12 protein-coding genes are annotated in these 17,780 nt (G+C 65.9%); 6 read left to right on the top strand and 6 right to left on the bottom strand.

From position 1 onward, the window contains the following. Window positions 1–317: 317 nt before the first annotated feature. A complete protein-coding gene (locus IEQ44_RS11575; protein WP_193638629.1) occupies window positions 318–707 on the top strand; it encodes a LysM peptidoglycan-binding domain-containing protein in 390 nt (129 codons plus the stop codon). Between the two features lie 68 nt (window positions 708–775). Here the strand turns inward: IEQ44_RS11575 and IEQ44_RS11570 are convergent, their stop codons facing one another. Then, window positions 776–1,126 (bottom strand): hypothetical protein, encoded by a 351-nt coding sequence (locus IEQ44_RS11570; RefSeq protein WP_193638628.1) that lies wholly within the window; start codon window positions 1,124–1,126, stop codon window positions 776–778. A 255-nt stretch (window positions 1,127–1,381) separates the two neighbouring features. Between IEQ44_RS11570 and nrdR the strand changes: the two genes are divergently transcribed. Both nrdR and IEQ44_RS11560 read left to right on the top strand, forming a co-directional pair. Continuing rightward, complete coding sequence (gene nrdR, locus IEQ44_RS11565; protein ID WP_193638627.1) at window positions 1,382–1,852, top strand: transcriptional regulator NrdR; 471 nt, start codon at window positions 1,382–1,384, stop codon at window positions 1,850–1,852. 109 nt (window positions 1,853–1,961) lie between these two features. Then, window positions 1,962–4,823, top strand: a complete 2,862-nt coding sequence (locus IEQ44_RS11560) for a vitamin B12-dependent ribonucleotide reductase (protein WP_193638626.1) — start codon at window positions 1,962–1,964, stop codon at window positions 4,821–4,823. Window positions 4,824–4,978: 155 nt separating this feature from the next. On the opposite strand, the gene IEQ44_RS11555 is transcribed toward IEQ44_RS11560, so the two are convergent. The 5 genes from IEQ44_RS11555 to IEQ44_RS11535 form a co-directional block, all read right to left on the bottom strand. Continuing rightward, on the bottom strand, window positions 4,979–5,470 hold the full coding sequence (locus IEQ44_RS11555; protein ID WP_193638625.1) for a hypothetical protein: 492 nt from the start codon (window positions 5,468–5,470) through the stop codon (window positions 4,979–4,981). Window positions 5,471–5,655: 185 nt separating this feature from the next. Further along, window positions 5,656–6,831, bottom strand: a complete 1,176-nt coding sequence (locus IEQ44_RS11550; RefSeq protein WP_193638624.1) for a hypothetical protein — start codon at window positions 6,829–6,831, stop codon at window positions 5,656–5,658. Next, window positions 6,828–7,565: an AAA family ATPase gene (locus IEQ44_RS11545; protein ID WP_193638623.1), complete on the bottom strand. Its 738-nt coding sequence runs from the start codon at window positions 7,563–7,565 to the stop codon at window positions 6,828–6,830. Before IEQ44_RS11545 ends, IEQ44_RS11550 begins: the two co-directional genes overlap by 4 nt. Next, window positions 7,562–9,151: a TnsB C-terminal domain-containing protein gene (locus IEQ44_RS11540; RefSeq protein ID WP_193638622.1), complete on the bottom strand. Its 1,590-nt coding sequence runs from the start codon at window positions 9,149–9,151 to the stop codon at window positions 7,562–7,564. The genes IEQ44_RS11545 and IEQ44_RS11540 overlap by 4 nt, the downstream gene beginning before the upstream one ends. Next, window positions 9,151–9,810 carry a hypothetical protein gene (locus tag IEQ44_RS11535; RefSeq protein ID WP_193638621.1) on the bottom strand — a complete coding sequence of 220 codons (660 nt, stop codon included), beginning with the start codon at window positions 9,808–9,810 and terminating at the stop codon, window positions 9,151–9,153. The genes IEQ44_RS11540 and IEQ44_RS11535 overlap by 1 nt, the downstream gene beginning before the upstream one ends. Window positions 9,811–11,000: 1,190 nt before the next feature. Between IEQ44_RS11535 and IEQ44_RS11530 the strand changes: the two genes are divergently transcribed. Genes IEQ44_RS11530 through IEQ44_RS11520 form a run of 3 tightly spaced genes read left to right on the top strand, consistent with a single transcriptional unit; the run spans window position 11,001 to window position 17,334 of the window. Then, on the top strand, window positions 11,001–12,980 hold the full coding sequence (locus IEQ44_RS11530) for a type I restriction-modification system subunit M (protein WP_193638620.1): 1,980 nt from the start codon (window positions 11,001–11,003) through the stop codon (window positions 12,978–12,980). Further along, window positions 12,980–14,212 (top strand): restriction endonuclease subunit S, encoded by a 1,233-nt coding sequence (locus IEQ44_RS11525; protein ID WP_193638619.1) that lies wholly within the window; start codon window positions 12,980–12,982, stop codon window positions 14,210–14,212. Before IEQ44_RS11530 ends, IEQ44_RS11525 begins: the two co-directional genes overlap by 1 nt. Further along, on the top strand, window positions 14,212–17,334 hold the full coding sequence (locus IEQ44_RS11520; protein ID WP_193638618.1) for a type I restriction endonuclease subunit R: 3,123 nt from the start codon (window positions 14,212–14,214) through the stop codon (window positions 17,332–17,334). The genes IEQ44_RS11525 and IEQ44_RS11520 overlap by 1 nt, the downstream gene beginning before the upstream one ends. The last annotated feature ends 446 nt before the right edge of the window (window positions 17,335–17,780 follow it).

Raw genomic sequence — 17,780 nt, 5'->3', positions numbered from 1 at the left:
CCGCATGCCGCAATCTGGTGACCTCGCAGGCCGTGGCGCGGCCAGTTGCCGGATTTCGGGTACGCCGGGGCCACGCGGTCGACACGTCGAAAGATTGTTCGAACGGATCCTTGCCTCGTTCGAACACCTGCTCTAATGTCGTACATGTGTTCGATCGAACGTCTGATCGATACTCCGGAGTCGGAAGGGTGAGGCCGGCGAAGTTGTCGGCACCCGCCACTAGACATCGGAGGCATCAGGACGAGGCGCCCGCAAGGTGCCGCACTCGTTCGGAACACATCCATCCGGCTGACCGCCCACTTCCCCAGGAGGTCCCCATGAGCGCCACCACCGTCACCCCGATTGCCCAGGTCTCGTCGATGCAGGTCTCGTCGATCCGCGTCGCCCCGACCGGTCGCCCGGCGTCCACGGGTCAGGTGCGGTTGACGCGTCGGGGTCGCCTGGTCGTCCTGGCGGCGGCGCTGCTGCTGGCGCTGGTGGTCTCCGTCGCTCTCGGTGGCGGATCGATGGCCAGCGAGGAGGCCGGCGAGCCGAGGGCCACCGAGATCGTGGTGGTCAACGAGGGGGACACGCTCTGGGGCATCGCCGCAGAGGTGGCCTCCGACGGCGAGGTGCGGTCGATGGTCCACGAGATCCGTGAGCTCAACAACCTGGAGAGCTCTGTCGTCGCGCTGGGGCAGCGGTTGCACGTTCCGAGCCAGGGCTGACGTCAAGGGTGGCGCCAGCCGGGGATGACGCCAGCCAGGGGTGACGCCAGCAAGGCCGCGCCGCGTCCTCAGCGCGCAGCGCGGCGTCCGCCGACGGGCCGGGGAGGTGCCGTGCCGCCGTCGGGGTCGGTCGCATCGGTGGGCGGCCGGGTGACGCCGAGCGCGGCGCCCAGGCGGGTGAGCAGCATGAGCCCCACGAAGAGGCAGGTGGCTGCCCCGATGCCCGCGAGGATCAGCAGGAACCAGGCGCCGGCGTTGCCGCTGCGGGCGCTGGCACCGAAGTCGATCGCGGCGTAGACCAGGTAGCCCCAGGCGATCACGCAGGCGGTGATTCCACCGGCGTAGGCCAGCGCAGACTTGTTGACGGCCGGGCTCGGTCGAGCCGCCTTCCTCGATCCTGCGCGCTTCCCGGGGGCCACGCCGCCCATTGTGTCAGGCGTCGTGTCACCCGATGGGTCGCGCCGTCGATTCTTTCCTCGCGACTTCTCCGGACCCGCTTGCCAAGGATTGGGGAGGCCGCGTACGGTTACCACTAGATCTAGTAGTTACACCGTTGTGGTTATCCACATCTAGTCCACACGGGCTGGGAGTGAGTGCACAGTCGGCGGCCTGCTGATCCACAGATCAGGGCCGTTCGTCCACAGGCCACCAGCAGCGACCGGGAGGGGCGCCACATGCACTGTCCGCACTGCCGGCACACCGACACCCGGGTGCTCGACTCCCGGGTCTCCGACGACGGCGGCCAGATCCGCCGGCGTCGGGCCTGCGTCGAGTGCGGCAAGCGCTTCAGCACCGTCGAGCTCATGCAGCTGTTGGTGGTGAAGCGCTCCGGCGCGTCCGAGCCCTTCAACCGGGAGAAGGCGATCCACGGCGTCCGGAAGGCCTGCAAGGGTCGTCCGGTGACGGAGGACCAGCTGGCCCGCCTGGGCCAGGAGGTCGAGATCGCGCTCCGCGCCACCGGCTGCGCCGAGATCCCTGCCCACGAGGTCGGCCTCACGATCCTCGCGCCGTTGCGTGAGCTCGACGAGGTCGCCTACCTGCGGTTCGCCTCGGTCTACCGCGCCTTCGAGAGCGCGGCCGACTTCGAGACCGAGATCGCCGTCATGCGCGCCGAACGAGATGCGGCCGCCGTCGCCTCCGGGTGACCCCCTGAACGCCCGGTACGCAGTGGGGAAGCTGCGTGCCGGGCCCCAGACGTACGACACAGCACGACCGAGACACGACGAAGCCATCACGAGGAACTGAGGAGATTCCATGGCCGCCAAGACGGTGAACAAGGGTGGACTGAAGATGCAGCGCGTCTTCAGCACCGAGGGGACCCACCCGTACGACGAGATCACCTGGGAGCGGCGCGACGTCGTCCAGACCAACTGGAAGACGGGCGAGACCGTCTTCGAGCAGCGTGGCGTGGAGTACCCCGACTTCTGGAGCGTCAACGCCTCCACGATCGTCACCACCAAGTACTTCCGCGGCGCCGTGGGCACCGACTCCCGCGAGTGGAGCCTCAAGCAGCTCATCGACCGCGTGGTGAAGACCTACACCAAGGCCGGCATCGAGCACGGCTACTTCGGTGAGGCCGACGCCAAGGTCTTCGAGGAGGAGCTCACCTGGCTGCTGGTCAACCAGTACTTCTCCTTCAACTCGCCCGTCTGGTTCAACGTCGGCACCTCCTCGCCGCAGCAGGTCTCCGCCTGCTTCATCCTCTCGGTCGACGACTCGATGGACTCGATCCTCAACTGGTACAAGGAGGAGGGCTTCATCTTCAAGGGCGGCTCCGGTGCCGGCCTCAACCTCTCGCGCATCCGCTCGTCGAAGGAACTCCTCTCCTCCGGCGGCACCGCCTCGGGCCCCGTCTCCTTCATGCGTGGCGCCGACGCCTCCGCCGGCACCATCAAGTCCGGTGGCGCCACGCGCCGCGCGGCCAAGATGGTCGTCCTCGACGTCGACCACCCCGACATCGAGGAGTTCGTCGAGACCAAGGCGCGCGAGGAGGACAAGATCCGCGCCCTGCGCGACGCCGGCTTCGACATGGACCTGGGCGGCAAGGACATCACCTCCGTGCAGTACCAGAACGCCAACAACTCGGTGCGGGTCACCGACGAGTTCATGCGCGCCGTCGAGGAGGGCAAGGAGTTCGGCCTCCGAGCCCGCGACACCGGCGAGGTCATCGAGACCGTCGACGCCCGCTCGCTCTTCCGCAAGATCTCCCAGGCTGCCTGGGAGTGCGCCGACCCGGGCCTGCAGTACGACGACACGATCAACGACTGGCACACCAACCCCGAGACCGGCCGCATCACTGCGTCAAACCCGTGCTCGGAGTACATGTCGCTCGACAACTCCGCCTGCAACCTGGCGTCGCTCAACCTGCTGAAGTTCCTCAAGGACGACGACACCTTCGACGCCGAGCTCTTCGCGAAGGCCGTCGAGTTCATCATCACCGCGATGGACATCTCGGTCGCCTTCGGTGACTTCCCGACCGAGTCGATCGAGAAGAACACCCGCGACTACCGCCAGCTCGGCATCGGCTACGCCAACCTCGGCGCCCTGCTGATGGCGATGGGTCTGGGCTACGACTCCGAGGGTGGCCGCTCGATGGCCGCGGCCATCACCTCGCTGATGACCGGCACCTCCTACAAGCGCTCCGCCGAGCTCGCCAAGGTCGTCGGCCCCTACGCCGGCTACGCCCGCAACGCCGATGCCCACAAGCGCGTCATGCGCAAGCACCAGGCGGCCAACGACCAGGTGCGCGTCCTGCACACCGAGGACGGCCGCGTGCACAAGCTGGCCACCAAGGCGTGGGCCGACGTCATCAAGCTGGGCGAGGCCAACGGCTTCCGCAACGCGCAGGCCTCCGTGCTCGCGCCGACCGGCACCATCGGCTTCATGATGGACTGCGACACCACCGGCATCGAGCCCGACTTCTCGCTGGTCAAGTTCAAGAAGCTCGTCGGTGGCGGCTCGATGCAGATCGTCAACCAGACCATCCCGCGGGCCTTGAAGAAGCTGGGCTACCAGCCCGAGCAGGTCGAGGCGATCGTCGCCTACATCGGCGAGCACGGCCACGTCATCGACGCTCCCGGCCTCAAGACCGAGCACTACGAGGTCTTCGACACCGCCATGGGTGCGCGCGCCCTGGCCCCGATGGGCCACGTGCGCATGATGGCCGCCACGCAGCCCTTCCTCTCGGGTGCGATCTCGAAGACCGTCAACCTGCCGGAGACGGCCACGGTCGAGGAGATCGAGGACGTCTACATGCAGTCCTGGAAGCTGGGCCTCAAGGCGACCGCGGTCTACCGCGACAACTGCAAGGTCGGCCAGCCGCTGGCCGACGGTGGCGGCAAGGCAAAGAAGGACGCCGCCGACAAGGCCGACGCCGCGGCCGCCGCTGCCGAGGGTGAGACCAAGGTCGTCGAGAAGATCGTCTACCGCCCCACCCGCAAGCGCCTGCCGAAGTCGCGCATCTCGCGTACGACGTCGTTCACCGTGGGCGGTGCCGAGGGTTACATGACCTCGGGTGCCCACGAGGACGGCGAGCTCGGCGAGGTCTTCCTCAAGCTCGGCAAGCAGGGCTCGACCCTGGCCGGTGTGATGGACGCCTTCTCGATCGCGGTCTCGATCGGCCTGCAGTACGGCGTGCCGCTGGAGACCTACGTCTCGAAGTTCACCAACCTGCGCTTCGAGCCCGCCGGCCTGACCGACGACCCGGACGTGCGGATGGCGCAGTCGATCATGGACTACATCTTCCGCCGCCTGGCCCTGGACTACATGGCCTTCGACGAGCGCTCGATGCTCGGCATCTACTCGGCCGAGGAGCGCCAGCGCCACCTCGAGACCGGCTCCTACGAGCCGATCGTCGAGCTCAGCGAGGCCGAGTCGCTCAAGACCGAGCACCACGAGGCCGTCGAGGTCGAGACCAAGGACACCCACGGCTCCGAGGCCCGCGAGGTCCCTGCGCAGCCGACGGTCGGCGAGGCGCACACCTCCGCCGAGCTGCTGGAGAAGATCACCGGCACCGCCGTCGACTCCCCGCTCTGCATGACCTGCGGCACGAAGATGCGTCCCGCCGGCTCCTGCTACGTCTGCGAGGGTTGCGGCAGCACGTCCGGCTGCAGCTGATGAAAGTTCTCACCGTTAGTTCCCGGGATTCTCACGAATAGTTCCCAGATTCTCACGGTTAGTTCCCTGATTCTCGCGGTTAGTTCCCGCCGCTGAGGCAACAAGAAGGCCCCGGAACCTCTCGGTTCCGGGGCCTTCTTGTCTTGTTGGCTCCGTCAGAAGTCGAGCGCGAACCTGACGTCGTCAGTCAGGACGTACCTCTCGCCGGAGGCGTCGCTTGCCCGGATGGCGGAGCGGTGGAGCAGCGCTGCGACCTGGACCCGGTGGTCGTTCTTCGTTTCCTGCTTCGACATCGACCCTGCGTACACCTGGTACAGCACGCGCGCCATCCCGCTGTGCATCCCTTCCTCGTCGTCGCGGAGGTCGTTGAGGCGTCGGAGGGCGGCGTCAGTGGTCGTGTCGAGCGGCCGAATGCGGTAGCCGTTGGCATTGCGGATGAGCCGCTGCCCCAAGGGGCGCAGTCGCTCGTCGAGCCGGTCGGCCGCGTGGATGAGTCGGCCAAGTTCCCAGCCGAGTGCACGACAGAGCCGGTCGGCGGAGGTTGCGCGTCCAGCACCGTTCAGGAGCGCGCCCAAGGTGGCCACGTCGGCGTCTGCGGTGTTGGCGGCGGGAAGCACGACGGGGTCCAGGAAGTCACCCCAAGACATCCCCACCTCGTCCAAGCACCGCTGCACGTCAATGAGAGCGACGGCACCAGACACTTCATTGCGGAAGAGGATGCGGCGCAGCGAGGTCGGTCCCAGCCCGGTGCGCCGAGTCAGTTGGCGCTCACTGAGACCCGCCTGAGTCAGCCTCTGGCGGAACACGGAGCCCTTCACTGGAACGGTGGTGGTCATGCAGCACCTCCGGGCAGGTTCCTGGGTTGGAGAGGGATGAGGTCGATGCCGGCTGAGGCATGCCAGTTGGAGGCGATGGTGGCGCCGCGCCGTTCGCTGGCTGGCGGCACCGGCAGACCAAGTTCGACGGCGGCCTCGCGAATCGCGTTGGACATGCCTCTCTCGGCTTCGGTGAACACAGCCTCGGTCGGGCTGGCCCCCTCCAATCGCCGATAGGCGAGGTGGGCCTGGACGAGCGTGGCGGCCGTCTCCGGGAGGTTCAACCCGCTCAGGTCCGAGTCCAGGGTCAGGCCGCTCATTTCTGTCACGCTGAGTCCGCTGTCGCGTAGCGCCCAGACCGCGGGGCGCGCGGTCATCCGATACGCACGCAGGCGCTTGAGTTCGCTGTCGTTGAGACGGCGATGCGTGGCGTCGCTCGCCGCGGTGAGGACGGTGTCGAGGTCGCACTTCAAGAGGAATCCGTGTCGGAACATGGCCGCTTGGGCGGCCCGCACGATGGTCTTCACCTGGGCGGGGTAGGGATGCGAGTCGTGACGGGCTCGTATCCAGTCGGCTGCATCGTGCTTGGTTTCGAACGGGTTGGCGTCGACGTCGACGGCGACGGACCGGTAGAGGTCGTCCACGACCGCGAAGTAGTGCGGGTCGAGGAGTTCTCGGCAGCGCGCCCGGAAGACGTAGAAGTCGCCGTCTGGCAGGTGCCGCGGGAACTCTTCATGTTCGACTGGTGGGCCGGCTGCGGCTCCGCTGAACAGGCTGGTGAGCCACGACGATTCCTCGTGACACTCGCCGCCGTTGTCGAGGACCCATGCTCCCAAGTCGGCGCCGGTGCTGTCGTCACAGGTCAGGGCCAGGTGAACGTCGTGCTCGCGGGCCAGGAGGAGCAACTTCTGGCGCATGGCGGGGGTCAAGAGGTCGGCGTGGCGCACGACCAGCATGGTGGTGCCGTAAGCGGCGATGCGCGCCTTGATGTATCGCCAGTCCTTCGCTTCGGACCGCCCGCTTCCGCTCAGGGACGGGTCGACGCCGTAGCCAGCGAGGACCGCCTGGGTGAGCGCCCGTTCGTGTCGGCTCGGGCGCGCTGTGCACACGGTCTTGCCCGTGGTGGGGTCGGTGTCGGGCACCAACTCGAAGGCGCCCCTGGTTGGGTCGAGAAGAGTGAGTGTGATGTTCATGCCGCACCCACTTCGGAGGAGACCATGAGGTGGGCGATTTGTGCGAGCACTCCGGGCGTGACCGGTCCCTCGTGTACCCCCAAGGTGTCGAGCCATTCGAGCGTCATCGCCCAGGGACGCAGTCGGCCAAGGCAGAGGGCTTCGTCATGTGCCAGGAGGGTCGAGCCCCTCGTTGCGGCGAAACGCTCGTCGAGTGCCTGAACCGTCCGGATGAGGTCGCCTCCGCTGAGGGGTTGGAAGTGGACGCTGCCCATGATGCGGGTTGCCAGTTGCGGGTGTCGCTGGACGGCTTCAAGGACGCCGCTTCCCGCGACCACGACACCGAAGGCGTGGTAGGTGTGCTCGTAGAGCCAGACGAGTTCGGCCATGGCTGCCGCGGCTGCCTGCTGCATCTCGTCGACGATGATGACCCACTCTCCCTCGCTGAGGATGGCGGCCACGCTGTCTTGCAGGTCGAAGTGCGTCATACCTGCGGTCGACCCACCCTCGAGCGCGGTGTAGGTGTAGCGCAGGAGGTCGTTCGGCTTGGGGCGGGCGGGCAGTGTCACGAGGGCGACTTGGCGGTCGAGTTCGTTCGCCACTTGCCGCACGCAGGTCGTCTTGCCGACTCCGGGGACGCCGTCGATGGCCGCGATGCGGTTCTTGGCGATGGCGGCCTTGGATACCAGGACGCCTCGGTCGAAGTCCGACGTGTGCACCAGTGGGGTGGTCAGGCCGAGGTCGACGCTGTTCATGCCTCGTCCTCCTTCTTCTCGTTGAGGTAGCCGAGGTGCTCCTGCAAGAACGCGAGGTCGGGGGCCATGCGGGTCTCTCGCGCGGCTCGGACTCGCTTCTTCTTGGGCAGGGCTTTGACGTGGGCCCTCTCGTCGTTGGTGCCGTCGAGGGCGCCCAGGAGGTCGACGTCGCCGGTTCCGCTGTCGTCTCGGGGGTCGGCGTTGTCGAGTGCGGCTTGATGGGCGCGGGCTGCTTGCAGGCCGGATTCGATGGCCTTCGCGTCGCGTTCGATTCGTGCCCGTGCTGCCAGGAACTTCTTGCGCTCTTCGGCGGGGATGGCGTCCGAGCGCCATGCGCGCGCGATGTGCTTGTCGTCCTCGGAGAAGACCTCGATGAAGTCGGTCTGTGTCGGCAGGAATCGCACCTTGTAGCGGCGTCCCACGTGGAGGTCTTCGTGCACGTAGTCGTGTCCGTTGAAGGAGATGCCGCCCTTGGTGGCCTTGTACGTGTCCTTCGCGGTCGGCAATGCGACGAGACGCGCGGCAAGGTCGGTGATGAAACGCAGTTCTGTCTGGTCGCGTCGCCAGGCTTCGATTCGGGTGAGGCCACCGTGACGCTTCATCGGAATCTCGGAGTTGATTTCGTCGACCGTGTTCTGGAGCGTCCGTTCGAACGTCCGGGCTGTCCACAGGGTCGCCGGGTCGGTGTTTCCTCTGGTGTTCTCCAGGTAGCGGGAGCCTCCGTCGCGTGCTTCGCCTGCGTTGATGGCGCCGGGGGCGCGGTCCGCGAAGCGCCTCATGAGGAGCCCGATGGCTCGCTCGGCCTTCCCGTTCTGCCACGACGACCGGGCGTGCGTCGGCGTCATGATGGTGCCGATGCGGGTGACCGCGGCTGCCATCTGTTCGGTGAAATGCTCACCGGCGTTGTCGAGCACAACCTGTTCCGGAACTCCGCCCACGACGGTCCCCCGATACTCCTGTCGCGTGCAGACACTGGCGAGTGCCGCGGCGACCATCGACCCGTTCACGGGCCGGTACCAGGGGAAAGCCCACAGGAGTCCGGTGGCGCCGTCGACGATGACGGTGACCCAGGGACGCACCACCCGTTTTGTGTGGCGGTGGCTCGGGGCGATGAAGAGGTCCAACTGAGTGTGGTCCAGGTGGTAGACCCAGCCGCGGTGCGGGGCGACGGTCTTGAGGTACATGCGGTTGCCGACGAGTGCCTTCTGTCCCTTCAAGGCAGCGCCGACGAGGGACGGGTCGACGTCGTTGACGGCGCGACAGAAGGTCGAGTAGGCGACGTTGACGATTCCGGCCGCCCGCAACTTCTCGTAGGCGGTCCGACGGTTCTGTTCGTTGCCGACAACGGTCAGCATGTCGACGTCGACGCGGAACCCCTTGGGGGGCGTCTCGCCCGACGTAGAGGTCTCACCCGTGAGGGTCTCGTCGCGCAGCCACAGGTTCACGGCCCGCGTCGTGACGCCGTACTGAGCAGCGACTGCGCGAATGTGTTCGGGAGGGGGGCGTCCTTCGGCGCCGAGACGGCGCAACTGCGAGACGATGTCGCGCTTCTCCGCCACCGTGAAACGGTTCCTTGCCTTGCTCATCAGGCCACCTCTGGGTTCGGGTTTCGGACAGGGCTGGAGAGGTCCAGCGCGCTCCCTGCCAGCGCGTCAATCTGCCCGTCGGGACGCAGCCAGAGCGCGGCGCGACGGTTGCCGAGAGTGATGAGGCGGACGCCCGAGAACCGTTCGGAGTACCTCGTCGACCCGGCATCGAGGTACCGCTCCATCTGGGCGAGGGTGTCGGCGTCGAGTGCGTCCTTGTCGTGGCGCCACGTCTTCAACTCGTCGAAGAAGACACCGTGCTTGGGGTGCTTCCACGCCAGGTCGACTCGTCCGTTCTCGAGGCGTAGTTCGGCACCCACGAACGTCGCATCCGCCGGAGGCAGGTACAGGTCCAGGTACTGACACACCAGCCCCGTCACACGCAACCGCGCCTTGTCTCCGCGACCAAGGTCGCGCCCCAGCGTCTGCGCGGCCACCGCCTCCTGCACGACGTCGCCACGTTCGACGAAGCCCAGCAACTGGCACGTACGCGCCACCGTTGCGATGACGCCGTGGACGATGCTGCCGATGCGCGCGTCGTAGGAGGAACGGTCTGCTGTCGGGGATGCCTTCGAGGTGGCATACCTGGCTTGCGGAAGTCCGGCGCGCGCGTACAGGTCGGTGTCGCGTGAAGCGCGCGGCGCCATCCCGCGGCTCATCGAATACCTGCCAAGGCAGAAGCGCCAAGATCCACGGCTGACCAACTCCGCTCTACGGCTTCAACAGGCTGGATGTAAGCGGAGGGGTGAGCCGGGCTTCCCGTGGGGAGAGGGAAGTCGGTCCGTGAGAGTTTCGCGGTCATGCATCGCCCTATGCGGCGACGGATTCAGTTGGCCGTCACGTTAGACCCACCAAAGCGAAGTTCGCAATAAACATCCCATTTTGGTGGGTTTATGAGTGTGTCTCCCCGGGGCTTTCGGGACCCCTCTTACGGTCGATGAGTGCCGAAGAAGACTTGGGGTGAACCGCGGTCATTTTCGCGTAACCCGTCGTCCTTCGGCCGCCCCGGCGAGGCGGTGGTGTGGAGACAGCCCACCTCTGTTGCAGACATGACTGGGCTGCGCGCAGCCGAAGTGCAGCACGCTTTCGCAGCGCGTGTTCGACGGAGAATGAAGCAACCAGACGCACCCGCCAAGACTCAGAAGACCCTGTCGGATCAATCAGGGATCGAGTACAAGCGACTCGGCAAGATCCTCGGAGGACAACTGAACCTGTCGCTGAGAGACGTCGCCGCCATGGAGGCCGTCCTCGGACCGATCTTGCTTGGCTTGGAGGTCAGGCCCACACCGATCGCCGACCCAGAACTGCGAAGGAGGTTCCCGACAGCGGTCGGGGTTGTCTCGCCAAGGCGGTATCCCAAGGCGGGTGGCTCGTCTCAGTAGGGCAGCAAGGCGACACGGACCGGCGGGCTCGTGTTCGACTCCATTGGGTGGATCTGGCATGACTGCCGAGGCGGACCTCCGCTGTTGAAGGAAGTTCGACTCCCGGCCACGCGGACGCGGAGGAAGGATGGGTTGAAGGAAGTGGCCGCCGAAGTGCGGATCGAAGTGGTCTGAGGAGCCTTCGACGCAACGCCGTCCACGACCTGAGGCATGGACACTCCTGCACTGGTCGCGGTCATCGCCGGTCCGTTCCGGCACCGGGACGCGGATGAGGCGGATGAGGCGGTGCCGGGGGTGAAGCACAACAGAGCGGTCGTCTCTCACCTACGCATGTTCCCATCCGACACCCCAGGCCCTCGGAGCGAAATCTGGAAAGTCGCCGCAAGGAGGGCCCGCGTGGCATAGGAGTGGTGTGTCGGTGCCTGCTGGCACGATGCAGCGAAGTTGCGACGGAGTAGGGGATGTGGATGACGGCAGTAGACGGTTTCGGTGACAAGGTCGGCTTCATCTGGTCGATCGCGGACCTGCTCCGCGGCGACGTGAAGGCGCACGAGTACGGCCAGTTCATCCTTCCGTTCGTCGTGCTGCGCCGCCTCGACTGCGTACTGGAACCGACGAAGGCCGACGTCATCGCACGCGCCAAGTCACTGGAAGGCAAGGTCACCAACGTCGACCCGATCCTCGAACGGGTCTCGGGAGCGCCGTTCTACAACGTCTCTCCGCTGACGTTCACGGACCTGCTCAACGACGACAAGAACGTCCGCGCGAACCTGACCTCCTACCTGGCTGGATTCTCCTCCGGCGCGGCCGACGTGTTGGAGAAGTACAAGTTCGCCGAACGGATCGACACCCTCGACAAGGCCGGACTGCTGTACCAGGTGCTCGCCAAGTTCGCCGACATCGACCTGCACCCGGACGCGGTCCCGAACCACGCGATGGGCTACATCTTCGAGGAACTCCTGCGGCGGTTCTCCGAGATGGCGAACGAGACCGCCGGTGAGCACTTCACCCCGCGCGAGGTCGTGAATCTCATGGTGAACATCCTTTTCGTCGAGGACGAGAAGGCGCTCTCCGGGGTTGCTCCCGTGCGGACCCTGTTCGACCCGGCCTGTGGTACCGGTGGGTTGCTGTCGTCGGGCCAGGACTACCTGGCCGCTCTCAACCCGGACGCGCACCTGGAGGTTTACGGCCAGGAACTCAACCCCGAGACGTGGGCCATCTGCCGTTCCGACATGCTCATCAAGGGCGAGAAGCCGGAGAACATCGTGCTCGGCAACTCGTTGTCGGCCGACGGACACCCCGACGAGCGGTTCGACTACATGCTCGCCAACCCCCCTTTCGGTGTCGACTGGAAGAAGTACGCCGAACCGATCCTGGCCGAAGCCGAGAACGAAGGCTTCGACGGCCGCTTCGGGGCCGGTACGCCACGCTCCTCGGACGGCTCGCTGCTGTTCCTCCAGCACATGCTGTCGAAGATGAAGCCGGTCGCCGACGACCCATCGACGCCCGACGTCATCGAGGGCGGCTCGCGGCTCGCCATCGTGTTCTCAGGGTCCCCGTTGTTCTCCGGAGCAGCCGGGTCGGGTGAGTCGAACATCCGCAAGTGGATCATCGAGAACGACTGGCTCGAAGCCGTCGTCGCACTCCCGGACCAACTGTTCTACAACACGTCCATCTCCACGTACTTCTGGGTTCTGACGAACCGTAAGCGCCCGGAACGTCGCGGCAAGGTGCTGTTGCTGGACGCTCGGAACGAGTTCGAGAAGATGCGCAAGAGCCTCGGCCAGAAGCGCAAGTTCATCTCAAGCAGCGCGATCGACGAGGTCACTCGCCTCTACATGGACGCTGCTGACGCAAGCCTCGATGACCCGCGAGTGAAAGTGCTCCCCAACGAGGCGTTCGGGTTCCAACGAGTCACCGTCGAGCAGCCGCTGCGTCGACGTTGGGTCATCAGCCCCGACGCCGTCGCGGCCGTCGGCGAGACGAAGGCCTGGACGAAGGCCGCTCTCGGCGGCTCGCCGCAGGAAGTGTTCGCCAGCCTGGTCGGGCAGGAGTACGCCGACGAGAAGTCCTGCCTGAAGGCCGTACAGGCCACCGCCCCGGCGGTGCCGCTTCCGGTGGCCAAGGAACTCGTGAAGGCCGCAGCAGTGCCGGACCCGGCCGCCCCGGTTTCCACGGACCGCAAGGGTCAGCCGCTGCCCGACCCGGACCTCCGCGACGCCGAGAACGTGCCGCTGGGTGAAGACCCGGACGGCTACTTGAAGCGCGAGGTGCACCCCTACGCACCGGAGGCGTGGATCGACCACTCCAAGACCAAGGTCGGTTACGAGATCCCCTTCACCCGGCAGTTCTACGTCTACACGCCGCCCCGTCCTGTCGCCGAGTTGGACGCTGAGATCGCCGAACGCGAAGCACGCATCCATGAGTTGCTTGGGGGACTGCGCTGATGCTCGAAACGATGCCGCTCAGGCACGTCGCTGAGGTCAGGGTCAGCAACGTAGACAAGAAGAGCGTCGAGGGCGAAGCCGCGGTCAGGCTCTGCAACTACACGGACGTGTACTACTCGAACGAGATCCGCGACGACCGTGACTTCATGGCGGCGACGGCCACCAAGTCACAGATCGAACGCTTCAGGCTCGCGGTAGGCGACACGATCGTCACGAAGGACTCGGAGACGGCCGATGACATCGCCGTTCCCGCCTATGTCGCCGAGACGGCCGACGACCTCGTCTGCGGGTACCACCTGGCGATGCTCCGACCTCGCGTCGAACGCGTCGAGCCACGCTTCCTGGCGTGGGCGATCCGATCTGACTTCTGCAAGGAACAGTTCTCCGTGTCCGCAACCGGCGTCACCCGCTACGGACTGAAGTACGAAGCCATGCTCGGGGTTTCCGTCCCCACCCCGCTCCTCGATGTCCAGCGCAAGATCGCCGACTTCCTCGACGACCAGGTGTCGCGCATCGACGAAGCGGTGCGGCTGCGGCGCGAGCAACTGGACCTTCTGAACGCGCGGTTGGAGTCCGCTCTAGAGGCGCTGCTGGTGACTCCTTTCCCCGACTCGGAGCCTCTGGCCCGACTCACCGATCCGAGCCGTCCGATCCAGTACGGCATCGTTCTCCCCGGCCCGGACACCGAAGGCGGGGTCCCCATCATCAAGGGGGGCGACGTCGCATCTCACAGGCTTCGACTTGACCTCTTGAAGCGCACGACCCATGAGATCGACGCGCAATACTCCCGGAGTCGCGTGAAGGCTGGCGACCTGGTCATCGCCATCCGTGGCAGCGTTGGCGAAATCGGTCGTGTCCCGGACGAACTGACCGGAGCCAATCTCACCCAGGATTCGGCTCGCATCGCACCGCTGGGCTGCGACGCTGACTGGCTCTACGCCGTTCTGGAAACCCCGACGGTTCAGTCGCGGATGAGGGAAATGATCACGGGCGCAACCGTCAAAGGAATCAACATCGGCGATCTCAGAAGGATTGAGGTTCCGACGCCTGCGTCGCTCCATATTCAACGGGAACTGGGACGCGAGGCATCACGGTTGCGGAGCGAGACGAACGAGGTCAGGTCGCTGTGTCGCGAAAGCAACAGCCTCCTCGAGGAGCGCAAGCGCTCTCTCATTACTGCCGCCGTGACCGGCGAGTTTGACGTGACCACTGCTTCTGGACGGGGAGTCTGATGACCAAGCAGCACACCGAGTCGGCGTTCGAGGCGACCATCGAGGCGCACCTGCTGGCGAACGGGTGGGAGCAGGGCGACGCGTCGTTCTACCGCGTCGACCTCGGGATCGACACGTACGAGTTGTTGGCGTTCATCCATGCGACCCAGCCGGACAAGTGGGAGCAGTTGATCGGGCTGCGCGGCGGCCAGGACAAGGCCCAGCAGATGTTCAACAAGCGGGTCGCCGACGAGATCGACTCGCGCGGCACCATCCACGTGATCCGCAACGGCGTCGAGGACATGGGGCTGCACTTCGACCTGGCCTACTTCGCGCCGGCGCACCGGATCACCCCAGACCTGTGGGACCTCTACGACAAGAACCGGCTCACCATCACCCGCCAGGTCCACCATTCGGAGTCGAAGCCGCACGACTCGGTCGACGTCCTGCTGCTGGTCAACGGGATCCCGGTGGCGACCGCGGAGTTGAAGAACCAGATCACCGGCCAGGGGGTGAAGCAGGCACAGACCCAGTACGAGTCGGACCGCAACCCCAACGACTTGCTGTTCCGGGCCCGGTCGCTGGTCCACTTCGCCGTCGACCAGGACCTCGTCATGATGACGACCCGGCTGGCGAAGGAGAAGACCGACTGGCTCCCGTTCAACCAGGGTTCCGGCGGCCCCGGCCAGATGGGCGGGAAGGGCAACCCGATCAACCCCGGCGGCTACAAGACCTCCTACCTGTGGGAGGAGGTCTGGCAGCGTGACGCCTGGCTTGACATCCTCGGCTCGTTCGTCAGCGAAGACACCACCGACAAGAACGGCGTGAAGCGTCACGTCACGAAGATCAAGCCACACCAGCGCCGCTTCATCTTCCCGCGCTTCCATCAGTGGCACGCCGTTCGCGAACTCACCGGACACGCGAAGGGTTACGGGCCCGGCTACAACTACCTGGCGCAGCACTCCACCGGTTCCGGCAAGTCGAACACGATCGCCTGGCTCGCGCAGCGGCTCTCGACGCTCCACACGCCCGACGATGCCTCCGGGCTCGGCCCCGGTGCGGTGAAGGCCGGGCTCAGCGGGAACCAGCCCGTGTTCAGCAAGGTCATCATCGTGACTGACCGGGTCGCGCTCGACCGGCAGTTGCAGAACACGGTCACCTCCTTCGACCACACCCCCGGTGTGATCGCGAAGGTCGACGAGAACTCCGCGCAGTTGCGGGCCGCGTTGGAGTCGGTGAAGGCCCGCATCATCATCACGACGCTGCAGAAGTTCCCGGTCATCTCCGAGGCCGTGACCAAGTTGGCTGGGGCCCGGTTCGCGGTGATCGTCGACGAGGCGCACTCCTCGCAGTCCGGTGAAGCCGCCAAGGACTTGAAGGCGGTGCTGGCCGGGTTGAAGGGCGACAAGGCCCTGGAGGCCGCCGAAGACGCCGAGGCGGCTGCGGCAGCGGCCCAGGAGGACCCGCAGGACGCGCTGCTGCGCAACGTCGAGGCCCGCGGCAAGCAGGACAACCTGTCGTTCTTCGCGTTCACCGCCACCCCGAAGCAGAAGACGTTGGAGATGTTCGGTGAACGGGTGCCGGACTCGTCGGTCCCGTCAGGTGAGCGGCTCGTACCGTTCCACCTGTACTCGATGCGCCAGGCGATCGAGGAGAAGTTCATCCTCGACACCTTGGAGAACTACCTCACCTACGCGACCTACTACCGACTCGCCAACGGCTTGTCCGGCGACGACCCGGAGGTGCCGAAGGGCAAGGCCGCCTCGGCGCTGGCCCGATTCGTGTCGCTACACCCCTCGGCGTTCTCGCAGAAGGCCGAGATCATCGTCGAACACTTCCGGTCCCACACCGCGAAGAAGATCGGCGGCAACGCGAAGGCGATGGTGGTGACCCGTTCGCGGCTGCACGCAGTCCGCATGAAGGAAGCGATCGACGCCTACATCAAGACCAAGGGCTACCAGCACCTGCACGCCCTCGTCGCGTTCTCGGGCACCGTCCTGGACCCCGACAACCCCGTCGACCCGAACGACCCCGAGAAGGGCGTCACCGAGGCCTCGATGAACGGGTTCCCCGAGGGCCAGTTGCCGAAGAAGTTCAAGTCGGACGACTACCAGGTCCTCGTCGTAGCCGAGAAGTACCAGACCGGCTTCGACGAGCCGCTGCTGCACACGATGTACGTCGACAAGAAGTTGGACGGCGTGAAGGCCGTGCAGACGCTGTCGCGCCTCAACCGCACGCGCCCCGGCAAGGACGACACGTTCGTTCTCGACTTCGTCAACACTGCCGAAGACATGGCTGAGGCGTTCGCGCCGTACTTCGAACGGACCTGGTCCCAGCCGACCGACCCGAACATCCTGTCGAATCTGAAGACCCGGCTGCTCGGGTCCGGGGTCCTCGACAGTGCGGAGATCGACGACCTGGTCACTGCGTTCCTCGCCAACACCGCTGGCACGAACGAGGCGTTGTACGCGCAGACCGACCCGGCAGTCGGGCGTTGGCTCGCCCTGGACGAGGAAGAGCAGGAGAACTTCCGTACCGCGCTGCGCGACTACGTCCGTCTCTACGCCTTCCTCGCTCACGTCGTGCCGTTCAAGTCGACCGACATGGAACGGCTCTATCTGTACGGCAAGATCCTCGCGGCCCGGCTGCCGCGCGCCGAGGACGACGACGTGCCCGACCTGACCGACGCAGCCGTGCTGACCCACCTGCGGTTGGAGGAAGGCGAGATCACCAGCGCGTCCCTCACCACCGTCACCGAAGAGGACTCCGAGACCACCGGGCACGCCGGCGAGGGTCGCGGGAAGCAAGCGGAGTCGCCGGTCGAGCGGTTGTCGTCGATCATCGAGGTCCTCAACGAGAGGTTCGGGATGAACCTCGGTGACGCTGACGAGTTATTCTTCGAGCAGATCGAAGCCGAGGTTGCCACGAACGATCGCGCGCAGGCCATTGCCCTGAACAACGACCAGACCCAATTCATGACCGTCTTCGACGACATCCTCGAGGGCGTCATCATCGACCGGCAGACCGCAAACGACGCGCTGCTAACGGCGTTCCTCGACAAGCCCGACTTCCGCGAGGCGCTGACGACGATGATCGGTGACGCCTTCTACAAGACCATTCGGGAATCTGGGGGCGCGGCGTGAGCGGCACTGCCACTGTCCGCCTCCGGGATCTCATTCACGACCATCCACCGGTTCGAGGACCAGTACGCTGCTTGACAGGCGATGCACGGTGCGCCTGGGACGGGGACCAAGGCAGTGCTGCGTGATCACCCCTCGCCGTCTTCGCGGCAGCAGCCATCACACTCGTGCCACTCGACGTCACCCTCACGGGTCTCGCGTCCCGCATAGTTCGTCCGGTACCTGTTTGCGTAGGCAACCGCGTCGATGTCGGGATGGGGCACGTCGTGCTCGCACAGACGGTAGGCCATGCGGCGATCGGCAGACCAGACGGTGGGCCGCCCAGCGAGCGGCCAGTCGAGGGTCGGGTCATGGACCCAACAGTTCCCTCCACCTGACTTGGGTCAAACGCCTTAGTGCCTTGCGGCGGGTGTTTGCAAGGCCTTGAGGAGAGCTTCGTCGTCAGGGCT

Origin of the sequence: Nocardioides malaquae (genome assembly GCF_015070385.1) — a bacterium.
Taxonomy (GTDB): Bacteria; Actinomycetota; Actinomycetes; order Propionibacteriales; family Nocardioidaceae; genus Nocardioides; species Nocardioides malaquae.
Note: the sequence above shows the minus strand (reverse complement) of the source record. Positions and strands in the feature narration are given on the sequence as shown.